The 14499-nt window shown below is 47.7% G+C and carries 10 protein-coding genes; 3 read left to right on the forward strand and 7 right to left on the reverse strand.

Translation table 11 applies throughout. From position 1 onward, the window contains the following. Nucleotides 1-36 precede the first annotated feature (36 nt). Together DF182_RS26335 and DF182_RS26340 are read left to right on the forward strand one after the other, a co-directional pair. Nucleotides 37-5598, forward strand: coding sequence for an HNH endonuclease (locus DF182_RS26335; RefSeq protein ID WP_161964274.1), 5562 nt, complete (start codon nt 37-39; stop codon nt 5596-5598). 62 nt (nt 5599-5660) lie between these two features. After that, nucleotides 5661-6236, forward strand: coding sequence for a hypothetical protein (locus DF182_RS26340; protein ID WP_113618743.1), 576 nt, complete (start codon nt 5661-5663; stop codon nt 6234-6236). A 150-nt stretch (nt 6237-6386) separates the two neighbouring features. Here DF182_RS26340 and DF182_RS26345 read toward each other — a convergent pair whose 3' ends face one another. Beyond that, entirely contained in the window at nt 6387-6863 is a 477-nt protein-coding gene (locus tag DF182_RS26345; RefSeq protein ID WP_113618744.1) for an SRPBCC family protein, read from the reverse strand. Between the two features lie 287 nt (nt 6864-7150). On the opposite strand from DF182_RS26345, the gene DF182_RS26350 reads away from it, so the two are divergent. Then, nucleotides 7151-8284, forward strand: coding sequence for a lactonase family protein (locus DF182_RS26350; RefSeq protein ID WP_245957567.1), 1134 nt, complete (start codon nt 7151-7153; stop codon nt 8282-8284). Nucleotides 8285-8286: 2 nt separating this feature from the next. Here DF182_RS26350 and DF182_RS26355 read toward each other — a convergent pair whose 3' ends face one another. The 6 genes from DF182_RS26355 to DF182_RS26380 form a co-directional block, all read right to left on the reverse strand. Further along, nucleotides 8287-9054 (reverse strand): DUF1295 domain-containing protein, encoded by a 768-nt coding sequence (locus tag DF182_RS26355; RefSeq protein WP_113618745.1) that lies wholly within the window; start codon nt 9052-9054, stop codon nt 8287-8289. Beyond that, nucleotides 9051-10025 carry an NAD-dependent epimerase/dehydratase family protein gene (locus DF182_RS26360; protein WP_113618746.1) on the reverse strand — a complete coding sequence of 325 codons (975 nt, stop codon included), beginning with the start codon at nt 10023-10025 and terminating at the stop codon, nt 9051-9053. Before DF182_RS26360 ends, DF182_RS26355 begins: the two co-directional genes overlap by 4 nt. 332 nt (nt 10026-10357) lie before the next feature. Further along, nucleotides 10358-12511: a multicopper oxidase domain-containing protein gene (locus tag DF182_RS26365; protein WP_113618747.1), complete on the reverse strand. Its 2154-nt coding sequence runs from the start codon at nt 12509-12511 to the stop codon at nt 10358-10360. An 83-nt stretch (nt 12512-12594) separates the two neighbouring features. Next, on the reverse strand, nt 12595-13083 hold the full coding sequence (locus tag DF182_RS26370) for a DUF3347 domain-containing protein (protein WP_113618748.1): 489 nt from the start codon (nt 13081-13083) through the stop codon (nt 12595-12597). A gap of 23 nt (nt 13084-13106) precedes the next feature. After that, nucleotides 13107-13319, reverse strand: coding sequence for a heavy-metal-associated domain-containing protein (locus DF182_RS26375; RefSeq protein WP_113618749.1), 213 nt, complete (start codon nt 13317-13319; stop codon nt 13107-13109). A gap of 115 nt (nt 13320-13434) precedes the next feature. Beyond that, nucleotides 13435-14490 (reverse strand): ferredoxin--NADP reductase, encoded by a 1056-nt coding sequence (locus tag DF182_RS26380; protein WP_113618750.1) that lies wholly within the window; start codon nt 14488-14490, stop codon nt 13435-13437. Nucleotides 14491-14499: the final 9 nt, after the last annotated feature.

The raw sequence follows: 14499 nt of genomic DNA on the forward strand, positions 1-14499 counted from the left end.
CCATATATTTTTTTAAGAGAGAGAGTTAGTAATAAGATGTATCGTATTATCCGTATCCTATGCTTGCTGCTGTGTTTATTTACAGCTGAAGAAACTGTTGTAGCCCAGCAATATCCTGTTACTGCCAGCACGCAGATTATTCCGCCCTATAGTGTATATCTTCCGGACTATACAGTGCCGGGCAGTGACAAGCTACGGGTAATACTCGTACAGAATGACCTGACCAAGCCCTCTTATGATGTGCGGCTGCAGATGACGGTGGAGCGCAACGGTACGCTGATCATGCGAACAGCACCGGCCTTTAATCCACGTCCGCTGACGCTCAGTGCCGGCGTGCCCACTATTATCAGCGGCGCCGACCTGGCAGATTATCTGAGTACCAATAATATTGAGTTCAGCGGTGGTTTTAGCCGGGACAGCTATGAGCGCACCCGCTCCCTGCCGGAAGGCTCTTACCGCATTACTTTCACGGCCTTTGACTATCGCCGTCCGCAAGTGCAGGTAAGTAACATCGGCGCTAATATCTTTTTCTTCCAGAAAAATGACCCACCGCTGCTGAATATGCCTATCTGTGGCAGTCGTGTGGAAAAAAGAGATCCGCAGTTCCTGACATTCAGCTGGAGCAGTCGTAATACGCCCAATCCACTGGAAGGAGGAGGCACAGAATACATCTTCTCTCTCTATGAAATAAAACCCAAAAACAGCAATCCTGATTATATCGTCCGCAGCACCCGCGCGATCTATACCATCACCACCGAACAGAATACCATCGCCTACGGCCCTGGTGAACCGGCGCTGATAGACAGCATGGAGTACGTATGGATCGTACAGGCCCGCGACAAGAGCGGCCGTGATATGTTCAGTAATCAGGGACTGAGCCAGAGCTGCCGGTTTACCTACCTGGGCAACAATCCTTTTGAAACTAACAAAATCGGCAAGCCTGCTCTCTCCGGCCAGGCTACCGGTGAAAGAACAATCAAGCTCTCCTGGCAGCTGGCTCCTGATAACGTGAGTTATAAGGTGGATGCCTACCGCGTACAATACCGCGCCGCCAAAAAAGATGGTGTGGAATATGACTGGCGTACAGCCGAATCTCCGCGTGATACCGTCCTGAATGTAAACAGCCTCGAACCGGGCCGCAGCTACGAAGCACGACTGCAGTGGCTCGTAGCCGGTGTGTATGGCCCCTTCAGCGACATAGTAACGGTAACGACTAAACCCTCCCGCACTTTCACCTGCGGTGATCCGGCATTGTTGCAGACACCACAGAATAGTACGCCACTGCCTACAGCCATGGCCGGTAGTATCTTCCGTATCGGCCACTTCGACGTAATGCTTACTGAAGTGACCGGTGCCGACGGCGTTTTCAGCGGCCGTGGTAAAGTGATTACACCAGGCTTTGGCACCGGCATGCTGCTGCAGTTCAACAGGATATCTGTAAATACAGACCTGGTAGTGACCCGTGGTGAGATGCAGGCCGTAACAGACGGTATCGACAAATTTGTGAGTGACGCCGTAAAACACCAGCGTGGCGGTGATGAAGTAGGACAGGTAAAAACCGGCGACCTCATTCCGGATATCACTACCAAACTGCATCTGTTCACCAAAGAAAGCATCGTAATAGATACCGATAAAGGCACCATCACCCTGAAAGATTCCAATAGCGGACAGGAAGAGGTGATCAACTATAAAGAGAAAGGAAAGGTCTTACCGCTGGTAATAGAAGATACTGATGGTAACCTCTATAATGTCGATAAAAGTGGTAAGGTAACGTCAGCGGGTACACGTGATAAAGCACTCGCAGGCAACCCTGCGGCACTGGCAGCTTTGAATAAACTGGATCTGAGTAACGGTATGATCACCTTCTCAGTGAAAGACAGCAAGTATGCCTTCGATAGCTGGAAAGACAGCTACTACGGCAAACCAGTGCTCGACAGTAGTTATGAGAAACTGGCCGATGGCCGTTATCGTGTAAGTGCCAAGGCCATCGTTCCGGGTGAGCAGGACCAGGTAATCGCTACATTGGTCAATACAAAAGACATCGACAGAAGCAAGATCAAATTTGTGAGCGGCAAGGGTATTACTTATCCGGCTGATTCCACTAAAGATGGTTTTGTTATCACGCTGACCGGCGGTCCTGCCAGCGATGCGCAGGAAGTATATGCCGTATACACCAAAGGTGGCAAATACATCAGTGTGGGTAAACTGCTGGTAGCCAGCTACGCGCCCAAACAAAAACGGGTGATACTGGTGCCGGTAGGTTACAACACAAACGTGTCTGAAGATGCCATCAGCAAAGCCCTGAAAGATGCTTATGAAAAGATTGGTATCACCTTTACCGTAGAAACGGATGCAAGCTTCCGCGCTAACAAAGACTGGGATCTGAACAAGGATACCATACTGCAGGACAGCAAAAGCGCTGTCCTGGGCAATGGTTTCACCGGTGAGGAGAAAGCCATGCGCAAGGCTTATCGCAAAAACCACAACATAGATAAGGATGCCACTTACCTCTTTGTTGTCAACGAAGTTGCGTTGAAAGATGGTGACGAGTTGGGTAAAATGCCACGTCAGAGCCAGTTCGGTTTCGTCTTCATAAAAAATGGCGCTGCTGAAAAAATCATCCGCACGGTAGCACACGAAACCGGTCATGGTGCCTTTACGCTGGAACATACGTTCAGCGCAGGTATCGGACTCGATAAAGGTAGTACCGACAACCTCATGGATTACAGCAGTGGCTACAACCTCCTGAAATACCAGTGGGATGTAGTCCATGACCCGGGCCATGTATGGGGCATTTTGGAAGATGATAAAGAGAGTCAGCTCTTCAGCGGGGACTATATACTTGTATCCGATTATCTGCTGAAAGATATAACAGGCAAGGATTATATCGAAGATGGAAAAATCGGGTATGTAGCTCCTAATGGACAGATTATCCGATTGGACAAAGCGGCAAAGGTATCTTTTGCCGGTTACATGGAAGTAAGAGCCACGGGAGAAAAGTCACCTTTGTCAAAAGATGCGATTGGAGTAGTTACAGGTTTCTTCCAGGATAGTAAGTACTGGACGGCAATTTTCTCAGACGGCAAATTTGTTGGCTACTACAATACTGATGTTGGTAGATATGAACAATTGGAATCTACGGAGACTCGGTTGGTGGTAACAGGTGTGGAATTCTCGCCTTGTAAGATGGTGTTTTATGCCGGAAGGTATACTGCGCAAAAAATGGAATATGCGGTTGCCACTGAAGTCAAATTTGTGGACGATGAGAAAAAAATGATCGGTGTAAAAGAGGTGACTGGTGAGCAATGCGTTGACTGTACCCTGCCATTGGAGAAGAAGCCGAAAGCTGTGCAAAAACTGTTATCCGAGCTGTTGCTGAATCCAGAGAGCTCCTTACTGGACAGTTTTATAGAGGATATCAGTGAGGATGATATGAAGAATTTTATTTGTGTGGAAGACCGTTTTGCCATAATAAAAAATATTGCCAATGGCTGGGTGGTTGGTAAGACAGATGAAATGTCCATTATTAAGCTGATTAGAAGTACTCCGGATAAAGATGCTGCAGCACTGATAAATTTATTTGATAAGGATGATAGCTTTTTGCTGGGCTCCTTGTTCCATGCCATTGATGGTGCAGAGCTGGAGGAATATTATGCTGTAATGTCTCAATTGTACTTCCGCTCCAAGTCAGCTAGTGAGTGGCAGAAGGCATATGCACAAATGGACGATACCTTCGCTGAATTTGCTAAGACTCATAGCTCAAGTGATGCGAATTATAAATATGAGCTGGCTAGAAATGTAAATACTTTCCCTGGATACTGTTATTGGAGAGAGGATGGTATACTACGGAATACGATTCACTATAAGAAGCCAATTGATGCCCGGTTCTTTACAGGTGACGGAACAATTTCAGTTGGAATGAGGTGTGATGATGCCGGTATGTTCCACCAAACGTTTACCCTGCGACCTTTCGAACTTGTTAGGCTGTATTCCAATACCAAAGAAAAGCTCGATACCGGAATAGTTGGCTATATGCCAGCACTGAGCCTGACTTATCTCGCTAATAAATATGAAAACCTGGATGTCAATATTCTGGTTAATAAGCTCGCTGTGTTGACTGCCACACAACAGATGCTGATACGGGGAATTACAGCGGGAGCATTTTTATGGGCAACTGTAGATATGGTGGTTGCTAATGGTAACCTCTATATTGCCCAGAATGAGGAGGAACTAGCGAAGTCGGAAAGTGGTAGAAAGTTCGTTGCCGCATGGGGAGAGGTGAATACCTATTTGGCGATTGGACAGGGGGGGCGCCTTTATTACGGCCTGGCTAAACACTACCTTGAATATACAATTGCCCTGAAGGAGCTGAAAGCGATATTTAAGGAATATGAACTGACCGATCTGAAAACTTTGCGGGAAACCAATCCTGGTCTGGCGGCCAAACTGGAATCTTTTGGCAAGGATGGTATCCGTCAGTTGGACAACCTTCAGGCAGATTATGCATTAGTGTTACAGAAAGAAGAGGCGGATGCGCTGGAAATTGGCAGAAGATCCGTAACACTAGGTTCCGGTGATGTACAGCAGGTGATGACGTGGATGAGTAAAGTGGATGATGGTAATGTATATATTACGGTTCATGGTAAGGGAGGTGCTTATTCGGTCATCCACAATGGACAACAGGTAGCACTTAGTCATCGTTCTCTGGCCAAATGGATACGTACACAGGATGACCTGGTTGGTAAAAAACTGGTCTTGCTTTCTTGCGCAGATCTGGAAACAGCCCAGTCTGTAAGCCGTCTGCTGAAAACGGAGTTGGCCTCCAACCATGGCTGGGTGAAGGTTTACGAGAATGGTGTAATTGAATATGAACATAGCTTCCGTCGGCTTACACCGGATGGTAATGTTAATACTGCACCCGAAGTACAAGTAGGTGCAAAAGGAGCTCCCTCCGGAAAATATGTGCTGTTGAACGCGGCTGCTGAAGCGATGAGTGCAGAAGCTGTACATGTAGCTTTGCTGGCAAGAGCAGAACAACTTCCTTCCCTGAGGACATTCTTACAACGTTATGATCCGGTTGCTGATGCGGCAGTGATTGGCAGGATCAACGCCCTGTCAGATCAGATGCTGGAAAGGTTGAATGACATGTATAAAAAATTCAAAATGGTGGGTAGTGCGGATAGAACGCCGGCTTTTGCAGAACCGCCTTTCAGTGCGACTAAACAACTTGAGTTATCACCAGGTTCCTGGGAATCGGTAACGATCCACTACAACCGGCAGGGCTTCCCTGATCTCTCTGGTTATGCTGCCTGGGAGTTTGAGTACAACCCAACATTAACAGGTGGAGCGCCTCTGGTAGCGGATGCCAGTGACATGACCAGAGCAAATGCTTTATTTAGACCCAATCCCCGATTTGAGCCAAGGCCTGGCACACAGTGTTTAATCCTGATCGATGGCGAATGGGTAGTACATACCTGGCACCATCTCGAAGACGGTGTTACTATGGTACCTGTCAGAACATCAGTACATGGCGCTTTCAGGCATAATGGAGGTCAGGCCGTGATCAAACGAGGCTTGCAGGGAATTTTTATCCGCTAGAAACTTGTGGAATTTTTAGATTTGACGACATTTGTATCATCTTCAATAAGAAATCGGATTATATGAGATCAGGATTTGAGTTGTTTAAAACACGCAAACAGGAAGAAAGTATAGATATAGCAACACTAGAACAACAATATGGTATTCAGTTGCCACCGTTGTATAAACTTTTTGTATCTACCTTCCATTTAGACAGAAAGGTATTGGCTGGTGAAAGATATTTCGACACAACTATACAAAATTACCGGGAAGCAGCGATGGTAGCCTATTATCCATTGCTAAATGATCCTGAAAAAGTGTTGGATATCTCTCTCATGTATGACCTGGAATTCAACTTAATCATGTGGCAGAACAACTATCAGCGGGAACCCGAATGGATGGACTATGGTTTCTTCAAGATCACTGATATTGGAATGGGAGGAGGGCTGTATGTAGGTACCCGCGATGAAAATAAAGACAAGATATTCCGGATAGTATGGGACTGGGATGAGCCTTATGATGAAATCTGTGATAATATTTTCGAACTGGTGCGCGGACTTACATTGGTATACGATCCAAACGATCCGCCACACGGCATTACCTCCTACGATCAGCTCTACAAAAACTGGGGAGATGAATACTGGCAGATAAGAAGCTAAAATAACAGTTCAAATTACTATAGCTCTAATTATGCACAAACCCGGATTATATGTAGACTTTAATGAGCTGCTGGGTGATATAAGCTGACTTCAATATACTCATCGCAAGGAATTTTCCTTGCGATGGGTGTTTATGAGATATACGCTGCTTTACTGCATGGTTGCCAATGCGGCTTCCAGCTTGTCGAGTGTTTGATGGGCTCCTTCCACGGCACCATACTCTTTTACTATTTTCTCAAGTATTTCTGCAGACAGGAAGGTGCTACGCATCGTGAGATGGGTTTTCCCATGCTGTTCTTCAAAGTTGATATCTACCTCAAAACGATCGGGATCATTGTCAATTCCGGAATCATGCAGATAGGCCAGCCGATAGGGAGGTTCTACTGCAGAATAGGTAATCCTGTTTTCAAAATGTTGTCCCTCTGCGGAATGCATGGTATACCGCCATACGCCGCCGGGGCGTACATCAATCTCATGAAAAGTATTGGTAAATCCTTTGGGCCCCCACCATTTGATCAGGAGTTCGGGTTCTGTCCATGCTTTAAAAACAAGCTCTCTTGGAGCGTCGAAGGTGCGGTGGATCACCAGTTCCCGCGAAGCGGTAACGCTGTCGTTTTTTGCTGCCATACTTTTTATTTTTTGCTTGAAGTTCCTGCTTATGTCAAAGTCGTCTTGCCATCGCACTGATATTTAATAATTAAGAGGCAATCATTCCAATACCCTCTCTCTTCTGGTTGGATCGGCTATTGCCCGCAACATATCTCGCCTCATAAAATATGCGACACTTTTGAAGGTGTAAATATATGCAACCTTTTGGTTGTATAATATTTTTTGGGGAGATGATTAACGGGGAGGGCATTATGTTTTGTGCGGTCGCTTTGATAGCTTTGTGCACACATACTAAATCATTTGTCTTGTCCAGGAAATATTACCTGTTGTGCCTACTGGTACTATATACGCTCTCTGCAAGAGCGCAGCAGTATTATCTGTTTATAGGATCGTATAACCGTGATAAAAACAAAGATGGCATTTACATTTACCGGTTTAATCCGGGCAACGGCTCCTTACAACAAATGAGTAGCATCAGCCAGGTGCTGAATCCGGCCTACCTGGTACCTTCGGCCAGCGGCAACCATGTATATGCCTGTACGGAAGCACAAACACCAGGGGCGGGGAGTGTCAGCAGCTTTGCCTTCGACCCTGTTAATGGTAAGGCTACGTTCATCAGCAGTCAGCCCAGCGGAGGGGAGAATCCGGTTTATCTGACAGAACACAACAGCCGCCAATGGCTGGCAGTGGCCAACTACACCGGTGGCAGCACAGCGGTATTCCCGTTGTCAGAAGATGGCCGTATCGGAACGGCGACACAGGTAATTCCTTTTAACGACAGCAGCCTCACCGATCGCCAACGGAGCTCACATATTCATTCCTGTGTGTTTGATCCGGACAATCATTTCCTGTTGCTGCCAGATTTAGGTGCCGATAAAATCCGCTGTTTTGCCTTTGACAGCACATCATCCCATCCATTGCAGCAGCCCGAAATACCTTATACTGCTACTATACCAGGGAGTGGTCCCCGACATTTCACCTTCCACCCCAACCTGCCATATGCTTATTGTATAGAAGAGCTTTCAGGCATGGTGTCGGTCTACCATTACCGGCATGGGCGGTTGGATAGCCTGCAGCGTATTGCAGCGCATTATAAACGCCGCGCAGACATCGACTATAGTGGCGCAGACATACATATCTCTCCGGATGGCAGCTTTTTGTATGCCTCTACCAGAGCGGCAGAAAATATCATCGTAATTTATAAGATAGATCAGCAAAAAGGAACACTTACCAGGATTGCCCGTCAAAAGACCGCTGGCAACCATCCCCGTAATTTTGTAATAGACCCAACCGGAAAATACCTGCTGGTGGCCAACCAGATGAGCAATAATGTAGTGGTGTTTGAACGGAATACCGTTACCGGCCTGTTGAAAAAGACCGGTAACGAACTGAAGATACCGGCTCCTTCCTGTTTACAGATAAAAGCGTATGCCCTTTAACGTTACCAGATAAAAGGCAGTAGTATCCGGCGTTGTGCAGGATAGGCCGGAAACTGTTGCCGGTACCAGCGTTGGTTGGCCACGGCTCTGGGCACCAGATTGGCACAGGTCCAGATGAAAAAAGCCAGCGCTGGTGCGCTCCAGGTCAGCAGGGCATAACCACCCCATTCAAGAATTTCGCCCATCAGGTTGGGAGAAGTAACATATTCGAAGATGCCTCCCTGTGGAAGCTTGTAGCCGGTTTCCCTCTTCTTGCGCAGATGTATTAACCGGTAGTCAGCGTACCAGTTCACCGCCATGCCTGTCACAAACAGCAAAGCCCCGGCTATAAAAGGAAAGCTGGTCAACCAGTTGTCGGGGTACTTCGCATAATCAGCAAACCAGGCGCCCAGCAGGGAGCCGTTGATCGTATTAAACAGTATGGCAGACAGCATAATTACCAGCGGCATCTTTTTACCACGGGTACGTATCATCAACGGATACACGAAACTGCGATGCAGGTAATGTACCAGAAACATTCCGGTCATCACCCCGGCAGGTGAAGTCCACTGGACGGCGGTAATAGGTTGCCAGGCAAAGAAAGATACCAGCACGGTAGTTTCCATGAGTATCCAGCCCAGTTTGTTACTGACCATAGGGCCCCATTTATCGGAGGTGTAACGGCCATAGGGAGCCTCCCTTTTCAGCAGATAAAGTGCGGTGATAATGCCGATGGCCGACCAGCAGGTGATAAAGAGGTAGTATTGTTGAAGTGAAAGGTATTGGCTCATGACAACATCTTATTTTCCTTAAACCATTGAACGGTGTCTTTTAATGTAGTAGCCAGATCCGCTGTCCCGAAACCGAGATCCCGCCTGGCTTTGCTGCTGTCTATGCTGCGGTTGCTACGGGTGAGGTTGTATACCGATTGCCGGGTGTAGTAGGGGGCGCCGCCACTGAGTCGTGCATAGTACCGTACCAGCGGAAGGAGTCCCATCACCAGCCATACGGGTAATACGGGGAGGAATACACGTTTTCCCCGGATCTCTCCGATATGGGTAGCAAGTGTTTTGAGGGTAGTCCATTGTCCGCTCAGGATATATGCTTCCCCGGGAAGACCGGCTGTCAGTGCCCGTACAATAGCTATAGCCACATGCCGCACATCTACAAAATCAACGCCGCCGGGAAACAGTGCGGGAATATTTCCTTTGTAAATCCGGATCACCGCATCTCCTATCAGGGAAGGACGCTTATCAAAGGGGCCTACCACCGCCGTTGGCGCCAATACGATCACCTCCAGTCCATCACGGTTATAAGTCATGGCAATCTGCTGGGATACCGCCTTGGAATGATCGTAGCCATAGCGCATCCCCTGTGTAAAAGGACGGGTTTCGTCCATCTTTTCTTCATAAGGATATTGATCGTAAGCGGTGATGGAGCTCACCAGCAGAAAACGTTTGGCACCGCTTTGCTGTGCTGCTGCCGCCAGCAAACGCGTGGATTCCGTATTAAATCGGAAAGCCTCTTTATCAGGCTGGTCACTCACAGAGATAATAGCCGCCATATGTATCACAGCATCCATACCGGAAGTGAAAGTCGTTGTAAATTCAGGGTCTAACAGCGAACCATATACGTAAGTAATACCGGTAACTTCCGGCTGCGCAGAGCGGGTATGTATCCGTAGTTCGTGTCCTTCGGCCAGCAGTATAGGGGTCAGCACCGATCCTATATAACCTGTCGCACCGGTTATCGCGATTTTCATAGCCGAATATATAAAAAATAAAAATCCCAGGGCTGAAGCCCTGGGCTAAAATTGTTTGGGAAGGCTTTGTAGTTAATTTATACTATACTAACCAATACATCCTTATTCCCTAGGCTAATATTTTATTTCCCAGGGCTTCAGCCCTGGGAAATTTTTGTTTGGGAAGACTTTGTAGTTAATTCATATCATACTAACCAATACGTCCTTATTTCCCAGTGTTAAATTATTATCGGCCAATTTATCTTATAACATCCCAAAACGAACCTCCCTATTTTTAAAACCATCGTCTTATCCCACAACAAAAATAGCCCAGGGCTTCAGCCCTGGGATTTTTAATAAGAGAGCGTAATCCCCGCGCCAAGGCCCATGTCGCTATCGTAGTGGGTGGAGAGGGCGAAATGACGTGTGAAGATATAACGGAAGCCGGCCATATATTCCCGGTCGGTATTGACCATAAAATTGAACCGTAATCTTCTCGTGATGGGTACGTCGTCGCGCATCAGCTGTACACGCAGGCGGCCGTCGGTGTCGATGGAGGCATCGGCGACGATGAGCATCGGTAATGTATATTGAAGACCCAGGTGGAATACCTGTCTGGAGTCTTTGGTGTTGCTTTGTCCGAAGAGGTTTTTTTCATCTTCTTCCATTTTGCGGTAGCGTACATCCCAGCCTACGTAGCCGAATAGCCACTGCATTTTGCCGAAGTAACGTCCGAAGTGAGTTTCATTTTCATAGCCATGTCTATCGTTGAGGCCTATACGCCATTCGGCGGAGAGACGGTAGCGGGTATTGGCCAGCATGATCTCACCATCGCTGCCGTTGCTTTCCAGCCCTACCTGACCCATCAGATGCAGCATACGGTCATCTTTTTTGAGCATACGGTATGCCATTGCGGGATCTGGTACCTGCGGATTGGGAGGGGAGTCTTCATAACTGAATACCCGGCCCATGCCGCTCATCATGTGGTAGAGGATATGGCAGTGGAAAAACCAGTCTCCGCTTTCGGTGGCGGCAAATTCAATGGTGTCTGTCTCCATGGGCATGATGTCCAGTACGGTTTTGAGCGGGGAATATTCGCCCTGGCCGTTCAATACTCTGAAGAAGTGTCCGTGCAGGTGCATCGGGTGACGCATCATGGTGTTGTTATAGAGAATGATGCGGACGTTCTCGCCTTTTTTGATGAGGATCTTATCCGCTTCAGACACGGTTTTGTTGTTGATGGTCCATACGTAACGGTTCATATTACCGGTCAGTTCAAAGTTCAGCACTTTGGTGGGACCTTCGGGCAGCGTGGTTTTTTCCGGTGCTTTGAGCATGCCGTAGTTGAGTGTCACGATATCGCCGGCGGTAGAATCGGGTTCTGTGATCTCCGGATACATTACGGTGTTCATGTCCATCATCTGGTTGGTCATCATCATGCCACCGCTGGTGTCGAGGTTACCATTCATGAGCATCATGCCGTTCATCATTTTCATGCCTTCGAAATATTTGAGTTTGGGCAGATGGCGGGCTGCTACTTTCTCTCCGGATCCAAGCCAGAAGGAGGTGCTGTTGGTCCTGTCTTCTGCGGTAGCCAGAAATTCATAACTTTTATTGTCGGGAATCGTAACGATCACATCGTATGTTTCGGATACGCCTACAAGGAGACGGTCTACTTCCACGGGTTCTACGTCGGCGCCGTCATTGGCTACTACGGTGAGTTTGCCGCCGCCATAACCTAGCCAGAAATAGGTGGATGAGCTGCCGTTGATCACGCGTAGCCTCACTTTATCGCCGGCTTTATAGGTGGTGTTGGAGGCGGTAGGTTGACCGTTGGTCAGGAAACGTTCGTAGTAGACGTCGCTGACGTCCATGGCGTTCATACGTTTCCATTCATTATTGATTTTAGTGCCGAAATATCCTTTTTTAACGGCTTCTGCATAACTCTGGGTAGAACCTTTTTTGATGGCAAACCAGTCGCTGGCATTGTGCAGCATACGGTTTACCTGGTGTGGATGTATATCGGTCCAGTCGCTGAGCAGTACTACCTGTTCGTTCTCAGGGGATGCATTTCTTTTGTGAAAAACGATGGAGCCGTACATGCCGCTTTGTTCCTGGAACATAGTGTGACTGTGATACCAGTAGGTGCCGTGTTGTACCACCGGGAAACGGAACTTATGTGTTTGCATGCCTTTGATAGGCTGGGTAGTAAGGTAGGGGACGCCGTCTTCCTGGTTAGGAAGGATGAGGCCATGCCAGTGGATGGAAGTTTCGTGATGCAGGGTGTTGTGTACATATATCTCAGCAGTGTCTCCTTCTGTGAAATGCAGGGTAGGACCGGGAATGGTGCCATTGATGGCGAGTGCATGTCTGGTTTTACCGGAATAGTTGACCATGGTGTCGCCTACATAGAGATCGTAGCGGATGATTTTTGGTTTGTCACCGGATTGCGCGGAAACGGTATTGTAGGTGATGAAGAGAAGGACGAGTGCGAAGAAATGTTTCATAAGAAGTGATTATCGCGCGGGAGCGCAAAACAGAGGAGTAACAAGGGAGAGCAGACATTGCTGCGCTCCCTTGTGAGAAAAAGTTACTTGATGGTATCGTTTATTTTACCACAGGTAAGCATCTGGTTTCCGTAGTAAGGATTTTTGATGGCGGTGCTGCTGCTGAGCCAGGAGGCTTTTTTCATCGGGCAGTAGTCCTGGTATACCGGTTGGGCGGACAGTTTTACGTCTTTGGCCAGCAGGTAGATATTATCAGACAATGTTTTGAAATATTCCCGTTGTTTGGCCAGGTCTTTGGAACCGGAGATATTGGATGCGTCAGTGATCAGCTTCTCCTGCAGGGCCATATAGGCAGTATGTGCAGCAGGGCTCATGGCTTTCATATCTGCGCCTTTGGCGGCCTGAACGAAGGTAGTGGCTGCAGTGGCTGCACTAGCGGTATTACCGCTCACCAGTGCATCTTTAATGTTATAGTAGTCTGTTAACAATGGTGACAGTTGTTTGTCCTGTGCCTGGCTTTTGAATTGAAATAAGGCGGTGAACATGGAAGTAAGGAGGATGAGTTTTTTCATGGCAAATACTTTTAGGCGATTTTTTAGGCGATGTTTTCAGCTTTGTAACCTGCACTTTCGATGGCCTGGCGTATAGCCGTTGCATCTACTTCGTCAGCAGAAATAGTCAGTACCTTGTTGGGTGACTGCAGGTCTACTTCCCAGTTATCTGCGCCAGCAGTGGCGTTTAATCCCGGAGTCACTTTTTCTATACAACCTGAACATTTGATATTGGTTTTGAATTGTATTGTTTTCATCTTTTTATTTTTTAAAGTAGTTGAAGTGTTTTGTTATTGTTGATGATGTAAAATTACGCCGGGGTCAGGGCTATACTGTTATACAATTGAGTAATCGTTTTACATAATTATGTTGTTATTCCCCGATCTCTACTGTAACCTCGTTGTTGAGCGGAAAGCTCTGGCAGAGCAGGATATAGCCGGCCTCCAGTTCTTCTTTCCGCAGGGTGTAGTTGTGTTGCATATGTACGCTGCCTTTGGTAAGTTTTGCGGTACATCTGCCACAGGTGCCGGCTTTACAGGAGTAGGGCAGTGGTATCCTTTCTTCCAGGGCGGCCGCCAGGATGGTTTGTCCGGGTTGTACATCCAGCAGGTTACTTTGTTCGAAATAGTGCAACAGTACTTCCTGGTTACTGTCGGGCAGCACAACGGTAGAAGTGGTCGCTTCCGGCGCAAACCATTCTTTTAGTATATGCGTTTCCGGTATCCCCAGTGCAGTCAGTGCTTCCTGGTGCAGGTTCATCAGCTCAGAAGGACCGCAGATGAAAAAGTGAGGAGATGTTTCCTCGCTGCCCATGGCCTGTTTCACCAGTTTTTTGATGATGATCCTGTTAAGCCTGCCGGAGAGGATATCCTGCGGATCGTTGTCAGTAGCCGTATGTCTGGATAAAACATACCGGACCTGGATATTGTTGTGCTGTGATTGCCAGGTGTCGAGTGATGGTTTGAAGATCGTTTCTGCTACTGTGCGGCTGGCGTAGAGCAGGGTGATCCTGGTTTCGGGCTGCCGGCTGGCGATAGATCTTGCGATGGAATATAAGGGAGTGATTCCGCTGCCACCGGCCAGCAATACCACATGTTTGTAAGGCGTAATGTCCGCTGCTGGTGTAAAGGAGCCATAAGGTCCGTCTATCTCCCAGCTGTAGATGGTTTCGGCCTGTGCGGTAATATAGCTGCTCATGAGACCTCCATCTACTTTTTTAACGGTAATGGCTGGACGAAGATCTGTTTCGGGGGCGGAGCTCAGGGAGTAAGACCGTGTTACCGGCCGTCCATCAATCGTCAGAGTGAGATTGATGAACTGGCCGGCCTGGTAATGGAAGGTTTCCCCACGGGTATCGAAAATAATAGTGACTGTGTCTGTTGTTTCCCGGATGACTTTTTGCGTGTACCAGGTATATGTTAAAGGCATGTTGTTGTT

Source organism: Chitinophaga flava, assembly GCF_003308995.1.
Taxonomy (GTDB): Bacteria; Bacteroidota; Bacteroidia; order Chitinophagales; family Chitinophagaceae; genus Chitinophaga; species Chitinophaga flava.

Excerpts from the sequence above, each read along its gene's own strand:
- DF182_RS26355 (WP_113618745.1), bottom strand. The coding sequence starts at position 9,054 with ATGAGCCAATACCTTTCACTTCAACAATACTACCTCTTTATCACCTGC.
- DF182_RS26360 (WP_113618746.1), bottom strand. The coding sequence starts at position 10,025 with ATGAAAATCGCGATAACCGGTGCGACAGGTTATATAGGATCGGTGCTG.
- DF182_RS26370 (WP_113618748.1), bottom strand. The coding sequence starts at position 13,083 with ATGAAAAAACTCATCCTCCTTACTTCCATGTTCACCGCCTTATTTCAA.
- DF182_RS26340 (WP_113618743.1), top strand. The coding sequence starts at position 5,661 with ATGAGATCAGGATTTGAGTTGTTTAAAACACGCAAACAGGAAGAAAGT.
- DF182_RS26335 (WP_161964274.1), top strand. The coding sequence starts at position 37 with ATGTATCGTATTATCCGTATCCTATGCTTGCTGCTGTGTTTATTTACA.
- DF182_RS26380 (WP_113618750.1), bottom strand. The coding sequence starts at position 14,490 with ATGCCTTTAACATATACCTGGTACACGCAAAAAGTCATCCGGGAAACA.
- DF182_RS26345 (WP_113618744.1), bottom strand. The coding sequence starts at position 6,863 with ATGGCAGCAAAAAACGACAGCGTTACCGCTTCGCGGGAACTGGTGATC.
- DF182_RS26365 (WP_113618747.1), bottom strand. The coding sequence starts at position 12,511 with ATGAAACATTTCTTCGCACTCGTCCTTCTCTTCATCACCTACAATACC.
- DF182_RS26375 (WP_113618749.1), bottom strand. The coding sequence starts at position 13,319 with ATGAAAACAATACAATTCAAAACCAATATCAAATGTTCAGGTTGTATA.